The 17867-nt window shown below is 61.0% G+C and carries 20 protein-coding genes; 4 read left to right on the forward strand and 16 right to left on the reverse strand.

Annotation, left to right across the window (positions count from 1 at the left end; translation table 11 throughout):
• Positions 1–73: 73 nt before the first annotated feature.
• From ccoP to YUA_RS0136860, 7 genes are all read right to left on the reverse strand, one after another.
• Positions 74–946 (reverse strand): cytochrome-c oxidase, cbb3-type subunit III, encoded by an 873-nt coding sequence (ccoP, locus tag YUA_RS0136830; RefSeq protein ID WP_027535144.1) that lies wholly within the window; start codon positions 944–946, stop codon positions 74–76.
• A gap of 3 nt (positions 947–949) precedes the next feature.
• Positions 950–1114 carry a cbb3-type cytochrome c oxidase subunit 3 gene (locus YUA_RS0136835; RefSeq protein WP_027535145.1) on the reverse strand — a complete coding sequence of 55 codons (165 nt, stop codon included), beginning with the start codon at positions 1112–1114 and terminating at the stop codon, positions 950–952.
• Positions 1115–1126: 12 nt separating this feature from the next.
• Complete coding sequence (ccoO, locus tag YUA_RS0136840; RefSeq protein WP_027535146.1) at positions 1127–1861, reverse strand: cytochrome-c oxidase, cbb3-type subunit II; 735 nt, start codon at positions 1859–1861, stop codon at positions 1127–1129.
• An 8-nt stretch (positions 1862–1869) separates the two neighbouring features.
• Entirely contained in the window at positions 1870–3495 is a 1626-nt protein-coding gene (ccoN, locus tag YUA_RS0136845; RefSeq protein WP_027535147.1) for a cytochrome-c oxidase, cbb3-type subunit I, read from the reverse strand.
• 91 nt (positions 3496–3586) lie between these two features.
• Entirely contained in the window at positions 3587–4036 is a 450-nt protein-coding gene (locus tag YUA_RS46260; RefSeq protein ID WP_051383598.1) for a DUF6455 family protein, read from the reverse strand.
• Positions 4037–4104: 68 nt separating this feature from the next.
• On the reverse strand, positions 4105–5442 hold the full coding sequence (hemN, locus tag YUA_RS0136855; protein ID WP_027535148.1) for an oxygen-independent coproporphyrinogen III oxidase: 1338 nt from the start codon (positions 5440–5442) through the stop codon (positions 4105–4107).
• A gap of 12 nt (positions 5443–5454) precedes the next feature.
• Positions 5455–5682, reverse strand: a complete 228-nt coding sequence (locus tag YUA_RS0136860; protein WP_027535149.1) for a hypothetical protein — start codon at positions 5680–5682, stop codon at positions 5455–5457.
• A 48-nt stretch (positions 5683–5730) separates the two neighbouring features.
• Here YUA_RS0136860 and YUA_RS50610 point away from each other — a divergent pair, with 48 nt between their 5' ends.
• Positions 5731–6084, forward strand: a complete 354-nt coding sequence (locus YUA_RS50610; RefSeq protein WP_156947534.1) for a hypothetical protein — start codon at positions 5731–5733, stop codon at positions 6082–6084.
• 469 nt (positions 6085–6553) lie between these two features.
• Here YUA_RS50610 and YUA_RS0136875 read toward each other — a convergent pair whose 3' ends face one another.
• The 4 genes from YUA_RS0136875 to YUA_RS0136890 all read right to left on the reverse strand — a co-directional run bounded on the left by YUA_RS0136875 (position 6554) and on the right by YUA_RS0136890 (position 9315).
• Positions 6554–6739 (reverse strand): hypothetical protein, encoded by a 186-nt coding sequence (locus YUA_RS0136875; protein WP_027535150.1) that lies wholly within the window; start codon positions 6737–6739, stop codon positions 6554–6556.
• Between the two features lie 176 nt (positions 6740–6915).
• Positions 6916–7524 (reverse strand): response regulator FixJ, encoded by a 609-nt coding sequence (gene fixJ, locus YUA_RS0136880; protein ID WP_027535151.1) that lies wholly within the window; start codon positions 7522–7524, stop codon positions 6916–6918.
• Positions 7514–8956: a PAS domain S-box protein gene (locus YUA_RS0136885; RefSeq protein WP_027535152.1), complete on the reverse strand. Its 1443-nt coding sequence runs from the start codon at positions 8954–8956 to the stop codon at positions 7514–7516. Before YUA_RS0136885 ends, fixJ begins: the two co-directional genes overlap by 11 nt.
• 101 nt (positions 8957–9057) lie before the next feature.
• Positions 9058–9315: a hypothetical protein gene (locus tag YUA_RS0136890; protein ID WP_245285357.1), complete on the reverse strand. Its 258-nt coding sequence runs from the start codon at positions 9313–9315 to the stop codon at positions 9058–9060.
• A gap of 510 nt (positions 9316–9825) precedes the next feature.
• Here YUA_RS0136890 and YUA_RS0136900 point away from each other — a divergent pair.
• Positions 9826–10308, forward strand: coding sequence for a pseudoazurin (locus tag YUA_RS0136900; protein ID WP_371259938.1), 483 nt, complete (start codon positions 9826–9828; stop codon positions 10306–10308).
• A gap of 143 nt (positions 10309–10451) precedes the next feature.
• Positions 10452–10655: an NnrS family protein gene (locus YUA_RS50615; protein WP_156947536.1), complete on the forward strand. Its 204-nt coding sequence runs from the start codon at positions 10452–10454 to the stop codon at positions 10653–10655.
• A gap of 332 nt (positions 10656–10987) precedes the next feature.
• Here the strand turns inward: YUA_RS50615 and YUA_RS0136910 are convergent, their stop codons facing one another.
• The 3 genes from YUA_RS0136910 to YUA_RS0136935 form a co-directional block, all read right to left on the reverse strand.
• Positions 10988–11593 (reverse strand): hypothetical protein, encoded by a 606-nt coding sequence (locus YUA_RS0136910; protein ID WP_027535156.1) that lies wholly within the window; start codon positions 11591–11593, stop codon positions 10988–10990.
• Between the two features lie 256 nt (positions 11594–11849).
• Positions 11850–12800 carry an outer membrane protein gene (locus YUA_RS47315; protein WP_027535157.1) on the reverse strand — a complete coding sequence of 317 codons (951 nt, stop codon included), beginning with the start codon at positions 12798–12800 and terminating at the stop codon, positions 11850–11852.
• 1214 nt (positions 12801–14014) lie between these two features.
• Entirely contained in the window at positions 14015–14467 is a 453-nt protein-coding gene (locus YUA_RS0136935) for an Hsp20 family protein (protein WP_027535159.1), read from the reverse strand.
• A 391-nt stretch (positions 14468–14858) separates the two neighbouring features.
• Between YUA_RS0136935 and YUA_RS50625 the strand changes: the two genes are divergently transcribed.
• Complete coding sequence (locus YUA_RS50625; RefSeq protein WP_156947538.1) at positions 14859–15014, forward strand: plastocyanin/azurin family copper-binding protein; 156 nt, start codon at positions 14859–14861, stop codon at positions 15012–15014.
• A gap of 760 nt (positions 15015–15774) precedes the next feature.
• Here YUA_RS50625 and YUA_RS0136955 read toward each other — a convergent pair.
• The gene (locus YUA_RS0136955; RefSeq protein WP_371259939.1) at positions 15775–17019 is read right to left on the reverse strand and encodes a type II toxin-antitoxin system HipA family toxin; all 1245 of its coding nucleotides are present in this window, start codon (positions 17017–17019) and stop codon (positions 15775–15777) included.
• Positions 17016–17330: a helix-turn-helix domain-containing protein gene (locus YUA_RS0136960; protein WP_027535161.1), complete on the reverse strand. Its 315-nt coding sequence runs from the start codon at positions 17328–17330 to the stop codon at positions 17016–17018. The genes YUA_RS0136955 and YUA_RS0136960 overlap by 4 nt, the downstream gene beginning before the upstream one ends.
• Positions 17331–17867 lie beyond the last annotated feature (537 nt).

Genomic DNA, 17867 nt, shown 5'->3' on the forward strand with positions numbered 1-17867 from the left:
CCCGATAAGGCTCCATTACCCGAAGGCGGAACGGCTTCACCGGGGTGAACCGCTCAAAGCTCGCCCGGCATTGCTATTTGCCGCCGCCGAGCGAGTGGACGTAGACTGCGAGCGCCTTGGTCGTGACCGGGTCCAGCCGTCCGCTCCAGGCGGGCATGACGCCGGCGCGGCCCTTGGTGATCGTCTCCACAAGGGTGGACTCGTCCGAGCCATAGAGCCAGATCTGGTCGGTCAGGTTCGGCGCGCCGAACTCCTGATTGCCTTTGCCATCCTCGCCGTGGCAGCTCACGCAGTTCTCGGCAAAGATCGTCTTGCCGGCGGCTGGGTTGTAGCCGGCCGCGGTTGAAAGTCCCGAGAGCGAGCGCACGTAATTGGCCACCGTAACGATCTCGTCCTTCTTCAAGATGCCATCGCGCCCGAAGGCGAGCATCTGGCCTTCATGCGCCTTCGCATTGCCGGATCGCGCGCCGAACTGGATGGTCTGCATGATCTGGTCGAGCGTGCCGCCCCAGAGCCAGTCGTCATCGTTCAGATTCGGATAGCCCTTCGCGCCGGCGGCGCCGCTGCCGTGACAGGGCGCGCAATTGTCGCCGAACACCGTCTTGCCCCGCGCCCGCGCCAGGGCCAGCAGCGCCGGATCGTTCTCGATGTCGGCAAGAGACGCGGTGCCAAGCGCCTTCATCTTTTCGCCGCGCAACGCTTCGAGTTGGGCGAGATTCTCGGTAACGGCGGCGCGATTGGTGGTGTGCAGGACGCCGGCCGTATAGCCGCTCACCAGCGGCCACGCCGGATAGACCACCCAATAGCCGAAGGCCCAGACGATGGTGGCGTAGAAAGTCAGCACCCACCAGCGGGGAAGCGGCGTATTCAGCTCCTTGATGCCGTCCCATTCGTGGCCCGTGGTCGACCGGCCGGACACGCGGTCGGTGTCGTCGTGCTGGCTCATCTGTCAATCCTCCCGCAGCGGCATTTTCGCCGCGGCATCGAACGGCGCCTTGTTGCGGGGACGCAGCGCGTAACAGACGATAGCAAGGAAAATGCCAACGAAGACCGGCGTCCAGAAATTGAGCACGAACTGCGACACCAGGTTTTCAACGGAGACAATCGCTTTCATCACAAAATGCCTTCAACGCAGATTGGCTTTTTCGTCGTAGAGCTTGAAGTCGACCAGCGTCCCCAGCATCTGCAGGTAAGCGACCAGCGCATCGAGTTCGGTGGGTTGGCCCGCCTTGCCGTCGAAGCTGTGGACAAGCGCATTTGGATAGCGCTTCTGGAACGCTTCGGCATCCGCAGCATCGGGATCGAGCTGAGCCTTGAGGTCGGCTTTGGCATGGGCGATCTGGTCGTCGGTATAAGGTACGCCGATCGCGCGGTTGGTCCGCAGATGCGCGGCGACGTCCTCAAGCTCGAGTTCGGTCGCAGCCAGGGATGGATACCCCGGCATCACCGATCGCGGCACGATCGCCCGCGGATTGACCAGATGCCGGACATGCCAATCATCGGAATATTTGGCGCCGACGCGGGCGAGATCGGGCCCGGTACGCTTCGATCCCCACTGGAAGGGGTGGTCGTACATGCTCTCGGCGGCCAGCGAGTAGTGGCCGTAGCGCTCCACTTCGTCGCGCAGCGGCCGGATCATCTGCGAGTGGCAGAGATAGCAGCCTTCACGGACATAGATGTTGCGCCCGGCAAGCTCGAGCGGCGTGTAGGGCCTGACGCCGTCGACCGCCTCGATCGTGCTCTTGAGATAGAACAGCGGCGTGATTTCGACGAGACCGCCGATCGCGATGACCACGAGGATTCCACCGATCAGGATGGTCGCGTTCTTCTCGAAGATCTTGTGTCGATTCCAGAAGGACATGGGATGACCTATTCGGCAGGCTGGAGCCGGCCGGCGGCGCGTGCCTCCTCGGCTTCGCCGGCCTTGACCGTCATCCACAGATTGAAGGCCATGATCAGGGCGCCGATCAGGAACAACGCGCCCCCGGCTGCACGGATGATGTAGAAGGGATGCATGGCCTCGACGGTCTCGATGAAGGAATATTCAAGGAAGCCGAGCGAGGTGTAGGCGCGCCACATCAGACCTTGCAGGATTCCGGACACCCACATCGCGGAAATGTAGAGAACGATGCCGAGGGTGGCGATCCAGAAGTGCCAGTTGACCAGCTTGAGGCTGTAAAGTCCGTTGCGATTCCACGCCCACGGCACCAGGCAATAGAGTGCGCCGAAGGAGACGAAGCCGACCCAGCCGAGCGCACCGGAATGCACGTGGCCGATGGTCCAATCGGTGTAGTGGCTGAGCGAGTTGACGACCTTGATCGCCATGATCGGGCCTTCGAACGTCGACATCCCGTAAAAGGCGACCGAGACGACGAGCATGCGCAGGACGGGGTCGGTACGCAGCTTGTCCCAGGCACCGGACAAGGTCATGAGCCCGTTGATCATGCCGCCCCAGGACGGCATCCACAGCATGATCGAAAAGGTCATGCCGAGCGTCTGCGCCCAATCAGGCAGCGCGGTATAGTGCAGGTGGTGCGGGCCGGCCCAGATGTAGAGGAAGATCAGCGCCCAGAAATGAATGATGGAAAGCCGATAGGAATAGATCGGCCGCTCGGCGCGCTTCGGGATGAAATAGTACATGATCGCGAGGAAACCGGCGGTGAGGAAGAAGCCGACCGCATTGTGGCCGTACCACCACTGGAACATGGCATCCTGAACACCACCCCAGGCAATGTAGGACTTCGAGCCGAACACCGAGACCGGCAGCGCGGGGTTGTTGCCGAGGTGCAGCACGGCGATCGTGACGATAAACGCCAGATAGAACCAGTTGGCGACGAAAATGTGCGGTTCCTTGCGCTTGACGAGCGTCGCCAAGAACACCAGCAGATAAGTCACCCAGACGATTGTCAGCCACAGATCGGCGTACCACTCCGGCTCCGCATATTCCTTCGACTGCGTGACACCGAGCAGATAGCCGGTGCCGGCGATCAGGATAAAGAAGTTGTAACCGAGCACGACAAACCAGGGCGCGAGATCGCCGGCGAGCCGTGTGCGGCAGGTCTTTTGCACGACGTAGAACGAGGTCGCGATCAGGACGTTGCCGCCGAACGCGAAGATCACGGCCGACGTGTGCAGCGGACGAAGGCGGCCGAAGCTGGTCCAGGGGAGATCGAGATTGAGCGCGGGCCATGCCAGTTGCGAGGCGATGATCAGTCCCACGGCAAAGCCGGCAATGCCCCAGAACATCGCCGCCACGGATGCGAACTTGATCGGTCCCAGATTGTAATTGGGACGCCCGTTGATCTCCTGCGGGGGCGGTTTGGCCGGGCGATCATAGTAGCGGTTGAGGATCGCAAACGCAGCCGCGATGCTGGCGGCGCATCCAAGCGACGCGTGAAAGGCGAACGGGGCGTCATGCGCGAATCCCGCACCGATCAGGCAAAGGAATGCGAGCACCGCAAACAGCGGCCACAATGTCGCTTCTCCGATCGTCATCGATTTTGCGCCAGCGGAGACGTTCGTCATGGTGCGACATCCTCGAGGAGTGGATCAGGGAGGCACGCCGCGGCGCCCGGGTTGATCGACATCAATTGCGCCTGGCGGGGCCCGGCGGAATCGGTGGGGCGCACCGCCGCACATCCTCCGCTAACGCCTGAAGCGTCTGCTCATTTGGGCAGTATTTTGACGGCGTCGCTTGCCGCTTGTGCTCTAAGTCCCGGGCGCAGCGCGCCGTCGACGAGCATTGGCTGCACACGCGTCGCAGATCGCGGAGCACGTCACCGTGAGATGCTTCCAAATCGTCCTCGGCAAGGCCCGCATAGGAGAGGCGTCTGCTCAGGGACTGAAGCGAACCCGAAGGCTTCAAGATCAGCGCAGCGAGCTCCGTCCTGGAAAGATTCAGCTCGCGCGCGATAACCTCGATGTCCCGCTGGTCCAGCCGCAGCAACTCGTTCCTGCGCTCCATGGCGCCCTTCAAGCGGTCACGGAGATTGCCGAACAGTGTGCTGCACCTCTTGCCGGCCGCTTCAATCAACATTTGACGATTTGGGTCCCGTTTTTCGATGATGTGTTACATCCGCCAAGGGACTTTGTCGTTGATGCAGATCAAATTGCCTTGCTGAACTGTGCGGCCTGCGCGCATCGATAGGTATCGAAAGTTGCGGCGATGACGCGAACGACGGCCCGGCCGGCTTGCGTCACCGTCAATTTCGCGCCCGCGATCTCGACCAGCCCCTCCGATTGCATCGGTGTCAGCCTCGCCATTTCATTGCGAAACTCGGCATTTGGCGCGACGGCGTCCAGATCGACGGTGAAATCGCACATCAGCCGCTCGATGATTTGCGCGCGCTGCCGGTCGCTTTCATCGCGTCGGCATCCCTTCGCCGAGGCGAGTGAGCCGGCAGCGATGGCACCGACATATCTCGGAACATCCGCGAGGTTCTGCACGAAGCCGTCCGCGAAGGTCGATATCGCGGAGGCGCCGAGCCCGAGAAGAACGCCGCTGGCATCCTCGGTATAGCCCTGGAAATTGCGATGCAGCTTCCCGCCTGCCGCAGCCCTTGCGAGCGCATCGCCGGGCTGGGCAAAATGATCGATGCCGATGCTCAGATAGCCGGCGCCAATCAGCTCCTCAGACATGACCTCGGCCTGCTCGATGCGCTGATCCTGCGACGGCAGCCTGGCTTCATCGATGCGCCGCTGGTTGGCCTTGAGCCACGGCAGGTGCGCATAGCCGAAGCAGGCGATGCGGTCCGGCCCCATTGCCGCGACCAACGCGCAAGTCTTGCGAATCGAGGCGGTTGTCTGCAGCGGCAGCCCATACATCAGATCGACGTTCAGATTTCTGATTCCGGCCGACCGCAATCGCTCGACGGCCGTCTCGATGACAGACAGCGGCTGGAGGCGGCCGATCGCGGCCTGAACTAAAGGATTGACGTCCTGCACGCCCAGACTCGCACGCGTGACGCCGAGTTCTGCCAGGGCCTCCACGAGCGCGACAGTCACATGACGTGGATCGAGCTCGATCGCGTGCTCGAGGGCGTTCGCAAACGGAAATTGGCGGCGGAGCGCGGCGACGACGGATCGCAGGCCGTCAGGTCCGAGAATGCTTGGCGTTCCGCCGCCCCAGTGCAGCCGGGCAATTTTGGGCCTCGCCTCCACCAGGCTCGCGATAAGACCGATCTCGGCTTCCAGCGCGCGGCGATAGGCCTCGATCACATCCAATCTTACCGCCATCCTGGTATTGCAGCCGCAGTACAGGCATATCTTCCGGCAATAAGGCACGTGAAGATAGACCGAGACGGTCTGACGCGGGTTGAGGCCGGCCAGCCAGGTCTCGTGATCTTTCGCGCCAATGTCAGGCGAGAAATCGGCGGCAGTCGGATAAGACGTATAGCGCGGCACATTGTGGCCCGCATAGCGGCGCACGACGGGGTTCAAGATACATCGACCTTGCTAGGAGGCCCGGGCCCGCTCCAGCGCGGTCGGCGCCCGGAATTCGACGGCATCCGCGAAGATCATCCAGTCATGGACGTGCCTCTGCCGGCAGAAGTCGGCTTCCGCTCGTCGAACTGCGTCGGTCAGGGACGGAGCTTCGATGGCGAACGCCGCCTGGCACGCGCGATGCTCGTGCCCAGTGTCGTCGAAGACTGTCTTGATAAAGCGCACCTCAAATAAGGGCATTGTGTTCTCCTGTTTGCCGACATGTTGCTCAGAACCGGAGCGAAGTCCTTGAGCAAGATCAATCAGGCATCGCGCCCGATTGTCCATCCAACCGCAATAACGGCAAAGCCGATGATCAGGATGACAGCAACGAAACTCATAACGCTGAAGGCGCGACACCGCTTCTCTTCAATTCTCGGAAACCTTCGACCGAACCACCCAGCCGTCCATCGGCGGACAGCCCGAAGACGCCATAAGGCGGGCAAAGAGAAAGTGCGCCGCCGCCAGCAGATTGGCGCAGATAAAGCCCATAAGACCAAGGCCTTCGAACGTCAGGTCCATTCTCAGGTGATAGCGGCAAGGCTGGCCTCGGCGTGTACCACTTCCAATGTTTCGGGTATTCCCGCTTCGCGGTTTCGATAACGATATTCTTAACCCGGGGGAGCGGTGCGTGTGTTGATCTCAATCAACTGTCGCTATCACTTATCCAGCTCAAGGAGCAGTCGCGCGATGAACTGATGATCGCGCAATCACACCCGCGACGGCGAAGAGCCGGGCTTGTATGAATGTCTCAAGGAGACGGTTCAGCAAACATGAGGCGGTGCGCCAGGACGATCACGCCGGAGATGACGGCGGCATCTCTTGCACCTTTCATCACCACGAATGTGGTACCCGGCTAAGAGCAAGGGCGTCTCGAAGCCGATGCACTGAAGGCTTCGTTTCCAGTCAAGCGGCATCCTGCCGCACGACGATGACATGATGGGCACGACTGTCGACGAGATCATGTCGCATCACGCCATAAGGGTCGATGCTGAGGAGATTTGCATCGCGTGCTGCATTTGATAGAACAATCTAGCTGTCTCGACGGCAGAGGCCGCCAAGTGAGGCGGCCTTACTTTTCCGTTCCGTTCTTCCGTGCGCGCATCGCCATCTCAACTTGTTCCGCAAGACCTGTCAGATGGCTAGCTAGCCGACCAAACAGATCGCGCTTGGCCTTGTCGGTTGCAAGGTCTCGGATCAGGGCGCATTCAGCGGCATCTCTGCGAAGCTTTTCGACCTGAGCCTGATAGTCCTTCATCGCCAGCGCCCATTTCCTTGTTGTGACGAGTTTCGGCGTGGGAACAAGTAGAGTCAATTTACATAATGCCCGTAAAAACTCTGTTCGTGCGTGAGGATATGATCCGGGCGCTCGCAAGCACTGGCACTGGTCGGGCCGGCGGGCATCGGCTACGCGATGCCGGGCGACGCCAGGCCTCACAGACCCGCAGCGAGCGCGAGACGCATCAGTTCGGACATACTGCGCGCGCCCGTCTTCGCCATGAGATTGGCACGGTAGACCTCGACCGTGCGCGGACTGATGCTGAGCTCATGCGCGATGACCTTGTTGATCTTGCCGGCCACGAGCCCCTGCAGCACGTCGCGCTCGCGGGGCGATAGGTCTGCGAGCCGCGCCCCGGCCTGCTTTCGCCGTGAATTTTCGCCCAGAGCGGATGGATGGGTATCGAGCGCGGCGCGGACCGCGTCCAAGAGCGCCGCATCATCGAACGGCTTTTCAATGAAATCCGCAGCACCCGCCTTCATCGCCTCAACGGCAAGCGCAACGTCGCCGTGGCCGGTGATCAGGATCACCGCACTGGCTGCTCCTTCGCGTTTCAACTTCCTGACCAGCTCGATGCCGCTGATGCCCGGCATGCGAATATCAGAGATGACGCAGCTTAAAAGCTCGGCCCCGCCGCCGGCCAGAAACGCATCGGCCGTCTCGTAGACCTGCGACTTGTATCCATTGACGTCGAGCAGGAACGCCAGCGAATCCCGCATCGCAGCGTCGTCGTCAATGACGTGAATAAGCGGCTTATCGTTCATCAGCCGCCTCCGTTTCGGCGAAGGGCAGCGTAAAGTCAAATACGGTGCCACCGCCGTCGTTGGGACGCGCCGCGACGCGTCCGCCATGTGCTTCGACGATGGTTCGGCAGATTGAAAGACCTACACCCATGCCGTTTGCCTTGCTGGTGACGAAGGGTTGAAACAGCTTCTCGGCAATCTCCGGGGCGATGCCCGTGCCAGTATCGGTGACGGAGAAGAAGGCGAACCTGTTTTGGCGTGTGACGCCGATAGTCAGCTCGCGCCGGCTGGTCGTTTCCATCGCCTCGATGCCGTTCCTGATGAGGTTGAGCGCGACCTGCTGGATCTGGACCTTGTCGACGACGACATCGGGAAGATCGTGGTCGCAGCGCAGCGACACGCGCACGCCTTGTTCCCGGGCGCCGACCAGGGCGAGCGCTGCCGCCTCTTCGAGCAGCGTTGCCGGATTCTCGATAGTGTGCTCGGTCTCGCCTTTGGCGACGAACTCCCGCAGGCGCTTGATGATCTCGCCGGCGCGCAACACCTGGTCTGCGCTGCGCTCCATGGCGTCGCGCACGCGCTCCTTGTCAAACTCGCCCGCCTTCAGCAGGGTCGCGGCGCCGCGCAGATAGCTTGTGATCGCGGACAATGGCTGATTGAGCTCGTGCGCGAGCGAGGACGCCATCTCACCCATGGCGGTCAACCGCGACACATGCACCAGCTCCGACTGCAGCTCCTGCATCCGGCGTTCCTGGGTTCGGCGTTCGGTCAGATCGCGGACGAAACCGGTAAAGTAGCGCTCGGCGCCGGCCTTGGCCTCGCCGACTGCGAGTTCCATGGGAAATGTCGAACCATCCTTGCGCTCGCCGACCACGATCCGCCCGACCCCGATGATGCGACGCTCGCCCGTGGCGTGGTAGCGATCGAGATAGCTATCGTGCCCCTGCCGGTAGGGTGTCGGCATCAGGATCGAGACATTCTTTCCGATCGCCTCCCCGGCCGACCAGCCGAAGAGGCGCTCGGCCGTGACACTGAATGATCGCATGATGCCCCGGTCATCGATCACAACCATGGCTTCCGGGACGGTATCCAGGATCGACTGAAGCTGCGCCTGCCGATATCGGGCATCTTCGGACTCTCGCCGCAGCCGGTCTCCGATCATCCCGAGGATGGGACCCATGGCCGCGAACAGGGAGACATCGATCAGGTTCGCCGGATTGCTGTAGAGGCTCGCTCCGAGGAAATATGTGCTGCTGCCGAGACAGAGGAGCGTGGCAAAGATGGCCGGCCCACGGCCGCCGGCAAATGCCGCAAGGACGACGACCGGAATATAGATTACGGTGAAGGTCCGATCCTCGAAATAATGATGCAAGGCAAGGCGCAGAAAGAAGATGAAAGCGGAGGCGGCGGCCGCCGCGCCGTAGCGAAGCCAAAATCGGCCTTGTGCTGTCATTCAGTGACCCGATGCGGCAACGAACGCGTCTTTGCGAGAATGGACGTGATCGCCTCATAGCACGACTGGCCGTCCTTTCGACAAGAGGGGGCTGGAAGACACTAGTCTTTTGCGGACCACGGACGCCAGTGCGTCGGATCAATGACGACCCGCTCACGGGTCGTATCCTTGATCCAGCCGCTCGGAGTGCGACGACAGGCGAAGATCAGCGCATGCACGCGATTGCCTTCGATCACGGCGAGCTCGAGCGCTCGCTCGTACGGGGCCGTCGAAATCGCTTCCCACACTGTTCGCTCGTCCATTGCCTTCATCTCGCAGGCTATCCTCGCCCGCCCGGGGCGCATGCGACGGTCGTGCATCCAGCCTCTTGGCGGAGCTGCTCTAAAGAGTGCAACACTAGCAAGGCTTGCCGCCGGGGCATTGACGCAGGTCAAGGACCATGCGCCGCCGTGCTCCGTCAAAGGCGGTCATCGTCGTTCTGCTTGCGTCACACAAAAAGGCCATGACGCCAGGCGCGCCCGTGCGGCTCCCCAAGATCTCGCCGGCGAGAACGTAGCGCAGCACGATGTGGCGGCCCCGAGGCTGTTTGTCTTCAACGCGCAAATGCAATCGCACGAAGAACGACTTCGGATCGGCCCCTGCTTTAAGACAGCGGCGTCCTTCTCATATCGGACATAGTGCGCCTCGCTCAAGATCTCGTTGAGCTCTCCAGGTGCAAGCCCGGTGAAGAACGGAATTTCGCCGAACCGATTGATTGCCGGCGTTTTCTCTACAGCGGCAGCTCCATGCTGGTCATAAGACAGGAGATTCGTTGGAAAATTTGCGTCAGCTCAAATCTCGACCGTCGATCCAGCGCTAATGAGTGGGCCGTGAACGCGAGACGACAGGAGATCATGATGCACAAGGCGCTGCTTCTGGCTGCCGCAGCGATGCTGACCGTGACGAGCTTCGCTGCTGCCGCCGAAATCGAGGTCAAGATGCTGAACAAAGGTTCAGACGGCGGCATCATGGTGTTCGAGCCGGCGCTGGTCAAAATCGATCCCGGCGACACGGTCAAATTCGTTGCCGCCGACAAAGGACACAATGCCGCGAGCATCAAGGGCATGCTCCCGGACGGCGCGGTTCCCTTCGTCGGCAAGAATGGCGAAGACATCAGTGTGAAATTCGATCAGGCCGGCGTCTATGGTGTGAAGTGCCTGCCACATTACGCCATGGGCATGGTGGCGATGATCGTGGTCGGGACGCCGACCAACATCGAGCAGGCCAAAGCGGTGCCGCAGGTCGGCAAGGCCAAGCAGATTTTTGCGACGCTGTTCGAGAGAGTGGAGGCCGCCAAGATCCTCTCCAGGTAGGAGACGTCCCGTATGTCGGTCGCGCGCCTTCGCAACTATGAGGGACGCACGCCGTCGTGCTATACATTCCGCGTTCTTCCTGCTGGGCTTGATCTATTCCGGCGCGGTGATCCCACTGTGGCTGGGCGTATTCGCGGGAGACCTTGTTCCCCACGAGCTTTGCACCACGCTACTGGCATGTCGACGAAATGCTGCTCGGCTACGTCGCGACGATCCTCGGCGGGTTTTCTGCTTACGGCGGCTCCGAACGGACCGGGCGGCTTCCGCTGCAGGGCACGCTGCTCGTGCCCTGCTCCACCTGGCTCGCTGGACGGAACGTGGTCGTCTTAATGTCGTCGATCGGATGACCGGCCGGCCGGCCGGCGATCGACGCAGCATTTCCCGCTTTCCGACGCGGTCAGGCGAGCTGTCGAACGTCTGGAATGAAGCGCGCCTACAAGGTTTCTATGCGGCAAATGCAGAAACAAAAGAAGATGAGCAGTGCAGAGCCACTTCAATTGTTGGCTTATCCAGGCAAAAGCAAAGTGCTTAGCGACCTCGCTGCGAGCGCCCTTCGGCGCTCGGCCGCCCACTATGCGCAGCGAGGAACTTCAAAGTTACCGAGCTTAACGGCCGCCGCCCGGCACAAGCTCGTGCTATCAACGGGCCCTGTTATTTTCTCATGTTAATATGACCATTTTCAGCTGCCACGGGAGCGTTGCCGCCCGCGGCGATCTTGATCGCCGCCCACGTCATTCTCCGCATTGGTCACATTGAATTTTTCGTGCATCCACGTAACGAAGCTCTCGGTCCCCATCAAATCAATGTCGAATTCGTTTTCCAACTGTATGGCTATCCGCGCCTTATTGTCGTCGACAAGCACGACAGCGGCCTCGCCGTCCGCAAGCACACTTTCGACGACGTCAAGCACCTGAAGGACACTCTTCTCTCCACGCCCCTTCCAGGACGGCTTCAACTCGGGTTTTGAGCCGGCGAGCGTCCATGCCTCCATCGCCTTCGCGTATTCAATACCTTCGTGTGTCTCGACAATGTGGATACGGTTCTCATTGCGCTTGAACCAGTCAGTAATTGTTGCGCGGTGTTCAAGCCGCTGATCGTCACCTGGATTGGGGGGGCGAGTTGCCTCCGTCTTGACCATGTCTGGAATCCACACATCGGCATTCGGTACGAATAGCCAGTCCAGCGCATCGCTTCCGATCATTGCGAGGAGAGAAATCGGACCCGTAGCAGGAATCAGGATCCGCGACCTACGCTCGTGCTCGACTGTGAGCTCTTCTGCGCTCATTTGAGACCCAGCCTCCGTTCGACGGCCGCAATCTCGGCGTGGACAGCTTCCCTATTGCGGCCGCTCAAGGCCGCATCGGCCATCGCAAGCGCAAGGCTCTTGCGGTCGGAGGTCATATACCCAAGCGGGTCGCGCATCGGCACGCGTCTTCAGTCAAATTTATAGGAGGCCTGGAAGAACGTGCCCCACCGTTCCATGCGGTATTTCGCAAGAGCAGGCGTCTGAATTTGAGCACCCTGCCGGTTGGCGTTGAAGGTCACATCGCTGTCCTTTTTGGTCCACATTGACCAATATCTGCCACCAACTCCGATGCTGACATATTTGGTGAGGAAGTACGATATCGCCCCTTCCACCTGAAGGCCTCGCCACCGTCTCCGCGCTGATCGTAGAACGTTGTCTCTGAGGGGAGGAGATGGTTGTCACGACCACTGAACTCGGTCCATGGCAGGTAAGCAATTTCGGCGCTCACGCGCCAGCGTTCAAGCACCAAAGCGGCGCCAAGGCCGATGCGCGGCGCATTCCAATTGGTGTCTTGACTGTCGACGAGCAGCCGCTGCCGCAGGAACGACCCGTTGCATGGCCAGGTCAGCGAGGACGACGAGGCCTGCACGCAACCTGTCGAATCAGACTTCTGGGCGTGGTAGGTCCATCCGACAAATGCGCCGAGCTTATGCCGCGGAAAGCCGGCAAAGGTCCCGTCCCGGAATTCGTTGTGATTGGCGATGGCGCCGCGATTGCTTTGCCAAGCGGCGCCTCCTTTGACGTAGGCCAGCGTGTGGCCCTGCGGGCCAAAAGCGTAACCCACACGACCGGTTCCCGTGGCAAGGACGCTTGGACCTGCGTTGCAGGTTGCGATCACAACAACGCTGGAGAAGGCAAGACAGGTGTTTGTGCCGTCCGAGACAGCACGGCTTGCCTCCAGTTCGAGGCCGAACACCCAGCGGTCCCTCTGCCAGTTGTAGCCGAGCTGTCCGCCGGCCAGGAATGCAGGCGTGTCAACGACGTCCCCGTAAATTGACGGGCCATAGGGATCGCTGAACGACGTCCGGCCGTAGCCCCCGCCGACGTGTCCGCCGATATATCCTCCGGTCCAGCTCCACAGTTTGGGCGGGGCCTTTGCTGCCGGCCTAAGATCTGTTGAATTGACCGCTCCGCTTGCAACGAGCGCAGCTGTTGCGGCACCCCAGGTGAGAACTCCAAATCGCATCACGACCTCACAATGCGCGTCATCATCGAACGAAGGCTGATGACACTCAGAAATTTGCGCCCGTCCTTCGGTGGACCGAGTGCGACATCTGCTTCAGGCGTGTCGCCACAGCGCATGCATCAGCGACACAGGGACATGGAAATGCGTCGAAGCTCACCGCCTGCGACGGGCAGAGGGTCTCATCGCAATCCAAGATCGTTGCGTGCTGATGCTGTTACACCGTCTTACACACGCAGCCTTCGCGACTGCAGGATTGAGGCCAGCGCCAAACCGGCCTTCATTGCCTCTGGCTTGTCGCGCGCAATGTCGCGTTCGCGATAGCTTGGCGAGCTTCGGACAAGCCGTGCGTTTGTTTTCGGACATAAGAAGCTAGGGCGCCGCTACCCGCCTCCGACCGCACGAGTGCCTCTGCACAGTGACCATGACTCTTTGGAAGCGTCGCGTTCTCTTCGCCCATTTCGGCGCGGGCCTTGTTCTGTAGCGAACGTCCATTTGATGCGGGAGCGTGCCGGCATCCCGCTGCCGTTCCCAAGGGGTGATCTCGCGGCGCGATCGGCTAGATCATTGATCCAGCGATAGGCATTTTCCGCACAAGACGCTCAATCCCGATCTCAATCATATCGAGCCAGCTTGCACCCTTGGAGGTGTCGTGGAAGTCCGAGCCGCCGCAAGATTCGCCTGGCTTCGGCGGGCGGGAATGTCTGAACAGGGCGCCGGCGACGTGGGTCGATAATGATCCTGCGCGATGCCGATAGATGTCACCGCAGGCGTCTTGCCAGCGAGAATCGGTCGTCAGCTTCGAGAGGTCATAGAACAAGACGGCCGAACGCGGGCCAGTGATGGCGACGCCGGCATGCAATTGCCGCGGGCCGCCGTACAGCTGCAGAGCGCTTCCAGGATCTCGTCGGTGGTCACCGGCGCCTTGAGCCCTGCGGAAGCCCTGAGCGGCGCGCACCACGCGATCGCGGTCGCAGCCGGTGCCCATGAGGCCAGGATGGCGCGCTTCTCGGAAATGCTGAGGCCCGGGTGTGAGACTGCATCCCGCGGGTGCTCGAACGCGACGCCGGGATGAAGCAAAGAGTAGAAATCGACAATGTTGCCGTCGGGAGCGACCCTCGGCCGCATGGTCACCTCCTGATCCAGGACGAGTTACAGCATCCGCCGCGCGGGTCCGCGCGGCGGCAATTTGAGATTTTTCAGATTTTCGGGACCGATCAGGCGACCCGGGATTCGATGTGTGTGAAATTGCTCGCGGCGACGTCGCTGATCGCGATGCGGCGCGGCTTCATCGCCTCGGGGATCTCCCGCTGCAGGTCGATGACGAGCAGACCGTTCTCGAAGCGGGCGCCCTTGACCTCGACATGCTCGGCGAGCGTGAACTGGCGCTTGACATTGCGTGCCGAGATGCCGCGATGCAGGTAGGTCTTCTCTTCCTTCTCGCTCTTGCGGCCCTCGAGGGTCAGGACGTTCTGCTCGACCGTCAGCGCGACCTCGTCCGGCGTGAATCCGGCAAGGGCCACCGAGATCTGGAAACGGTTCTCGTCGAGACGTTCGATGTTGTAAGGGGGATAGCTCTCTTCGGCGGCCCGCTGGACCTCGTCGAGAACGTCGAAAAGACGGTCGAAGCCGATGGCGGACCTCCCGAGGGGAGTCCAATCATACCTCATAGCCAAATCCTCCTTGGAGCAAGATGGGTACGAGCAGGCTCCGGACATCGTCCAGCGCCCGACTCATTCGCGGGACCCCGAGGTTATCCCGATCGCCGCGGCGGCGACGCCGAAAAATTAAGAAGGCCGGACAAGGTTTCAAGGGCGCGGCGCGATTTATCCCGGCAAGGACTCACGTTGGTTAGCTCCTCCACTCGTGCTCCGCGGTCAAACATCCTGGATATCGTCGAAGTCCGTCAACGCGAGGCGACAGGAGATCACAACGCACATGGCGCTGCTTCTGGATGCCGCAGCGATGCTGACGGTGCGAACTTCGCTGCTGCGGCCGCAAATCGAGGTCAAGATGCTGAACAAAGAGTCAGACGGCGGCGTAATGGTGTAGCCGGCGCAGGTGAAAATCGAACCCGGCGACACCGTCAATTTCGTTGGCGCCGACAAGGGACACAATACCACGAGCATCAAGGGCATGCTGCCTGACGGCGCGGCTCCCTTCGTCGGTAAGAATGGCGAAGACATGAGCGTGAAATTCGATCAGGCCGGCGTCTAGGCGGGAAGTGCCTGCTGCATTACGCCGTGGGCTTGGTGGCGATGATCGTGGTCCGCACGCCGACCAACATCGAGCAGACCAAGGCGGTGCCGCAGGTCGGCAAGGTCCAAGCAGACGTTTGCGACGCTGTTCGAGAAATGAAAGCCGTCAAGACCCCCTCCAAGGAGGAGAAGTCCGTATGTCGGTCCCGCGTCTTCGCAACTATCAAGGTCCCGCGGCCCCCCTACAGCTTCTGCATTCTTCCTGCTGGGCTTGATCTCTGCCGGCGCGTTGATCCCGCTGTGGCTGGGCGTATTCGCGGGAGACCTTCGAGGAAATGCTGTTCGGCTACCTCGCCGCGATGCTCGGGCGGCTTTTGCATACGACCGTTCCGAACTGGACCGGCCGCGCTTTTCGCTGCCGGGCACGCCGAGAGTGCCGGTCTCCACCCCGGACGGATCGCGGTGTTCTTATCGCCGTCAATCGGATGCGCGGCTCCCTGTGCGATCGATGCGGCATGTCTCGCTTTCCTTGCGAGGAGGATTTGTCGCAACCGCATCGGGGGCCGACCTCGATGACGAGATCGGGCAAGAGCTGATGCGCTGGCGAATGTCGGCGTATTCAGCCGTAGAAAGAAGATCGTCTTCGAGAACGAGCCGTCCCTCTTGATTGGACATGATGCCCGGAAACCCGGCGGGGAAAATCTGTGAGCGAGCGCATTCAGCAGCATCCCTTATGCGATGGCAGGATCGGGTGATGTGCGCTTCAAGACCTGCCAACCCTAGAGGTCGAGGATGGCTGCCATTTCATCGACATGCGCATCGATCCGCTCGAGCACCTGCGCAGGCACAACGTCGCGTTCCGGAAGAACCGACCACTTGTCGCGTGCGACCGCCGCGGTCTCAGCTACTGCTGTCACCACGGCCCCTGCCGGAAGACGGCTGCGGTTTGCGAAACTGCGCCAGCGCTCCTGGGTCAGCGCCTTGAACGATTTTTCGCCGGCAAGGCTAAGTGCCATGCCGTCCTTTGGGATGTAGGGAATCGTTGAAAGCACGTCATAGACAGGCGACAGCGTTGGTATCCGGCCATCTCCGGGATACAGCAGCGACCAATTCTTGAGGTGCATGTCACCGTTGCCTGTGAGCGCCGTGAAGGCGAGGCGTCGCACAAATTCGATGGCTGCATCGAAGGAGACGCCGCTGTTCAGCGCTGCCGCGATGTTGTGATAGGCTGCGCCGGTGTATTTCTCGGAAGGATATCGGCCAAACACTTGCGCGAAATCCTCCATGTGCACGCGTGCGCCGCTAGCCTCGCGGTCGAAGCGGCGGACCAGCAGAACCTTGCCCGTGGACATGGTGTTGAATTCTTCCGGGATGCCGGCAAACTCTGATCTGTCGACGAGTTCGCGGGCGGGCACGTCCATTCCCAGCGCTTCCGCAAGGGCCAGGATCGCGAATTCGTTCTCCGATAGGCCGATGTGCGTGAGGGAGGGAAATTTCGCGGTGTATTGCCCTTGTTCATCGTCCACGGCGAGCGTGATCCCGCCTTCCTCTCCCGTGTTTTTCATGACCGACAGTTTCATCTGCACGCCGGCGAGCGAAAAGCGCGCCTTCTTGTTGCCCTCCGCTTCCGAACCAATGGGAACGGGGATGCCGTCACTTGGCAGCGCGCGCACCGCGCCGGGCAGATTGGTTCCCAGAGCTGCGAGCAGATCGAAATCGTTGCCCGGCCTGACTGACGCGGCGTGATGCTTTTCCATGGCCTCGCGCAGCTTCTCTTCGGGCAGCAGGTTTGCAAAGAATGGTGGAAGTGCGCCGCGTATCGGTTGGGGGTCCTTGCGAAGGCCGCCATCGACTGATCGAAGCGACAGGCTGAAGATCGGCGGGTTGTTCAAGCTCCGGTAAGAAGGCACGAGGTTGAACGCGTTGTAGTCGCCCGGCGTCCGGACGAGCGTGCCGACCGCCAGATTGTTCAACGAGATATCGAGCGACTGGATACGCTCGGCGGCGTGGGGTGTCGCGCTCACGATCCTTCCTCGTCTTCGACATCCGACGTGAACGCAGGGCGATCATCATCGCTATCCGCGGGCTGGAGCATCGACTGAACAGCGGGCACCATCGCCTGCGGGATCAGCATCATCTCCATGCCAAGCGCTCGGGCGACGTTGACAAGCGTGGTTGCACGGGCGGCGGCAGCGCCCGTTTCGATGTCCCGATAGCGAGGCCTGCTGATGTTGGCCCGCTCGGCGATTTGCTGCTGCGACAAGCGAGCGGCCAAGCGCGCTTTTCGAAAGCGCAGGCCAAGGTCCTTGAGGAGTGGATCCGGTGCGCGCGACATGATACGTTCTCAATTCATTCAAGAGTTAAATGATACGTATACAGATCACAGGAACCGCCGTCAATTGATATGTCTACGTATCTTCCGGATCATCAATGATCCCTAAACAAGTCTTTTTCAGGGAAGAGCCGATGCCCTCAGTTCCCTGGTGGTTTTCCGGCCCAGGAAGAGTGATGATGGCTTCTGAGCCCCTTCCCGGCGCTACCTAGGGGCTGATGAGAAGACCCGAAGCGCCATTCACCCTTTGGCAACTGGCCAGGTTACCAGGCCCTGGCGCTCGGTGGATCTTCCGGCTGCGCCCGTAGCGGCCTGCATTTTCCAAGACCGCAACTCATTGAAGCGCCCTTCGAGGCCTCCGATCCCATGCATCAAGTTTGGTCTTCCGCAGTCAACCTGGTCTGCTGGATGATCTGGTCCAGACAGTTCCTCCCGCCTCTCGGTAGGAGAGAGGGGACGGCTTTCCGTCTCGCTCGCTTTCGACAGCACGCTCGCCATTCAACAGGATGACGTGGCCGGCGATTTTTGCGAAACGAAGCC

The organism is Bradyrhizobium sp. WSM3983, assembly GCF_000473045.1.
GTDB lineage: Bacteria > Pseudomonadota > Alphaproteobacteria > Rhizobiales > Xanthobacteraceae > Bradyrhizobium.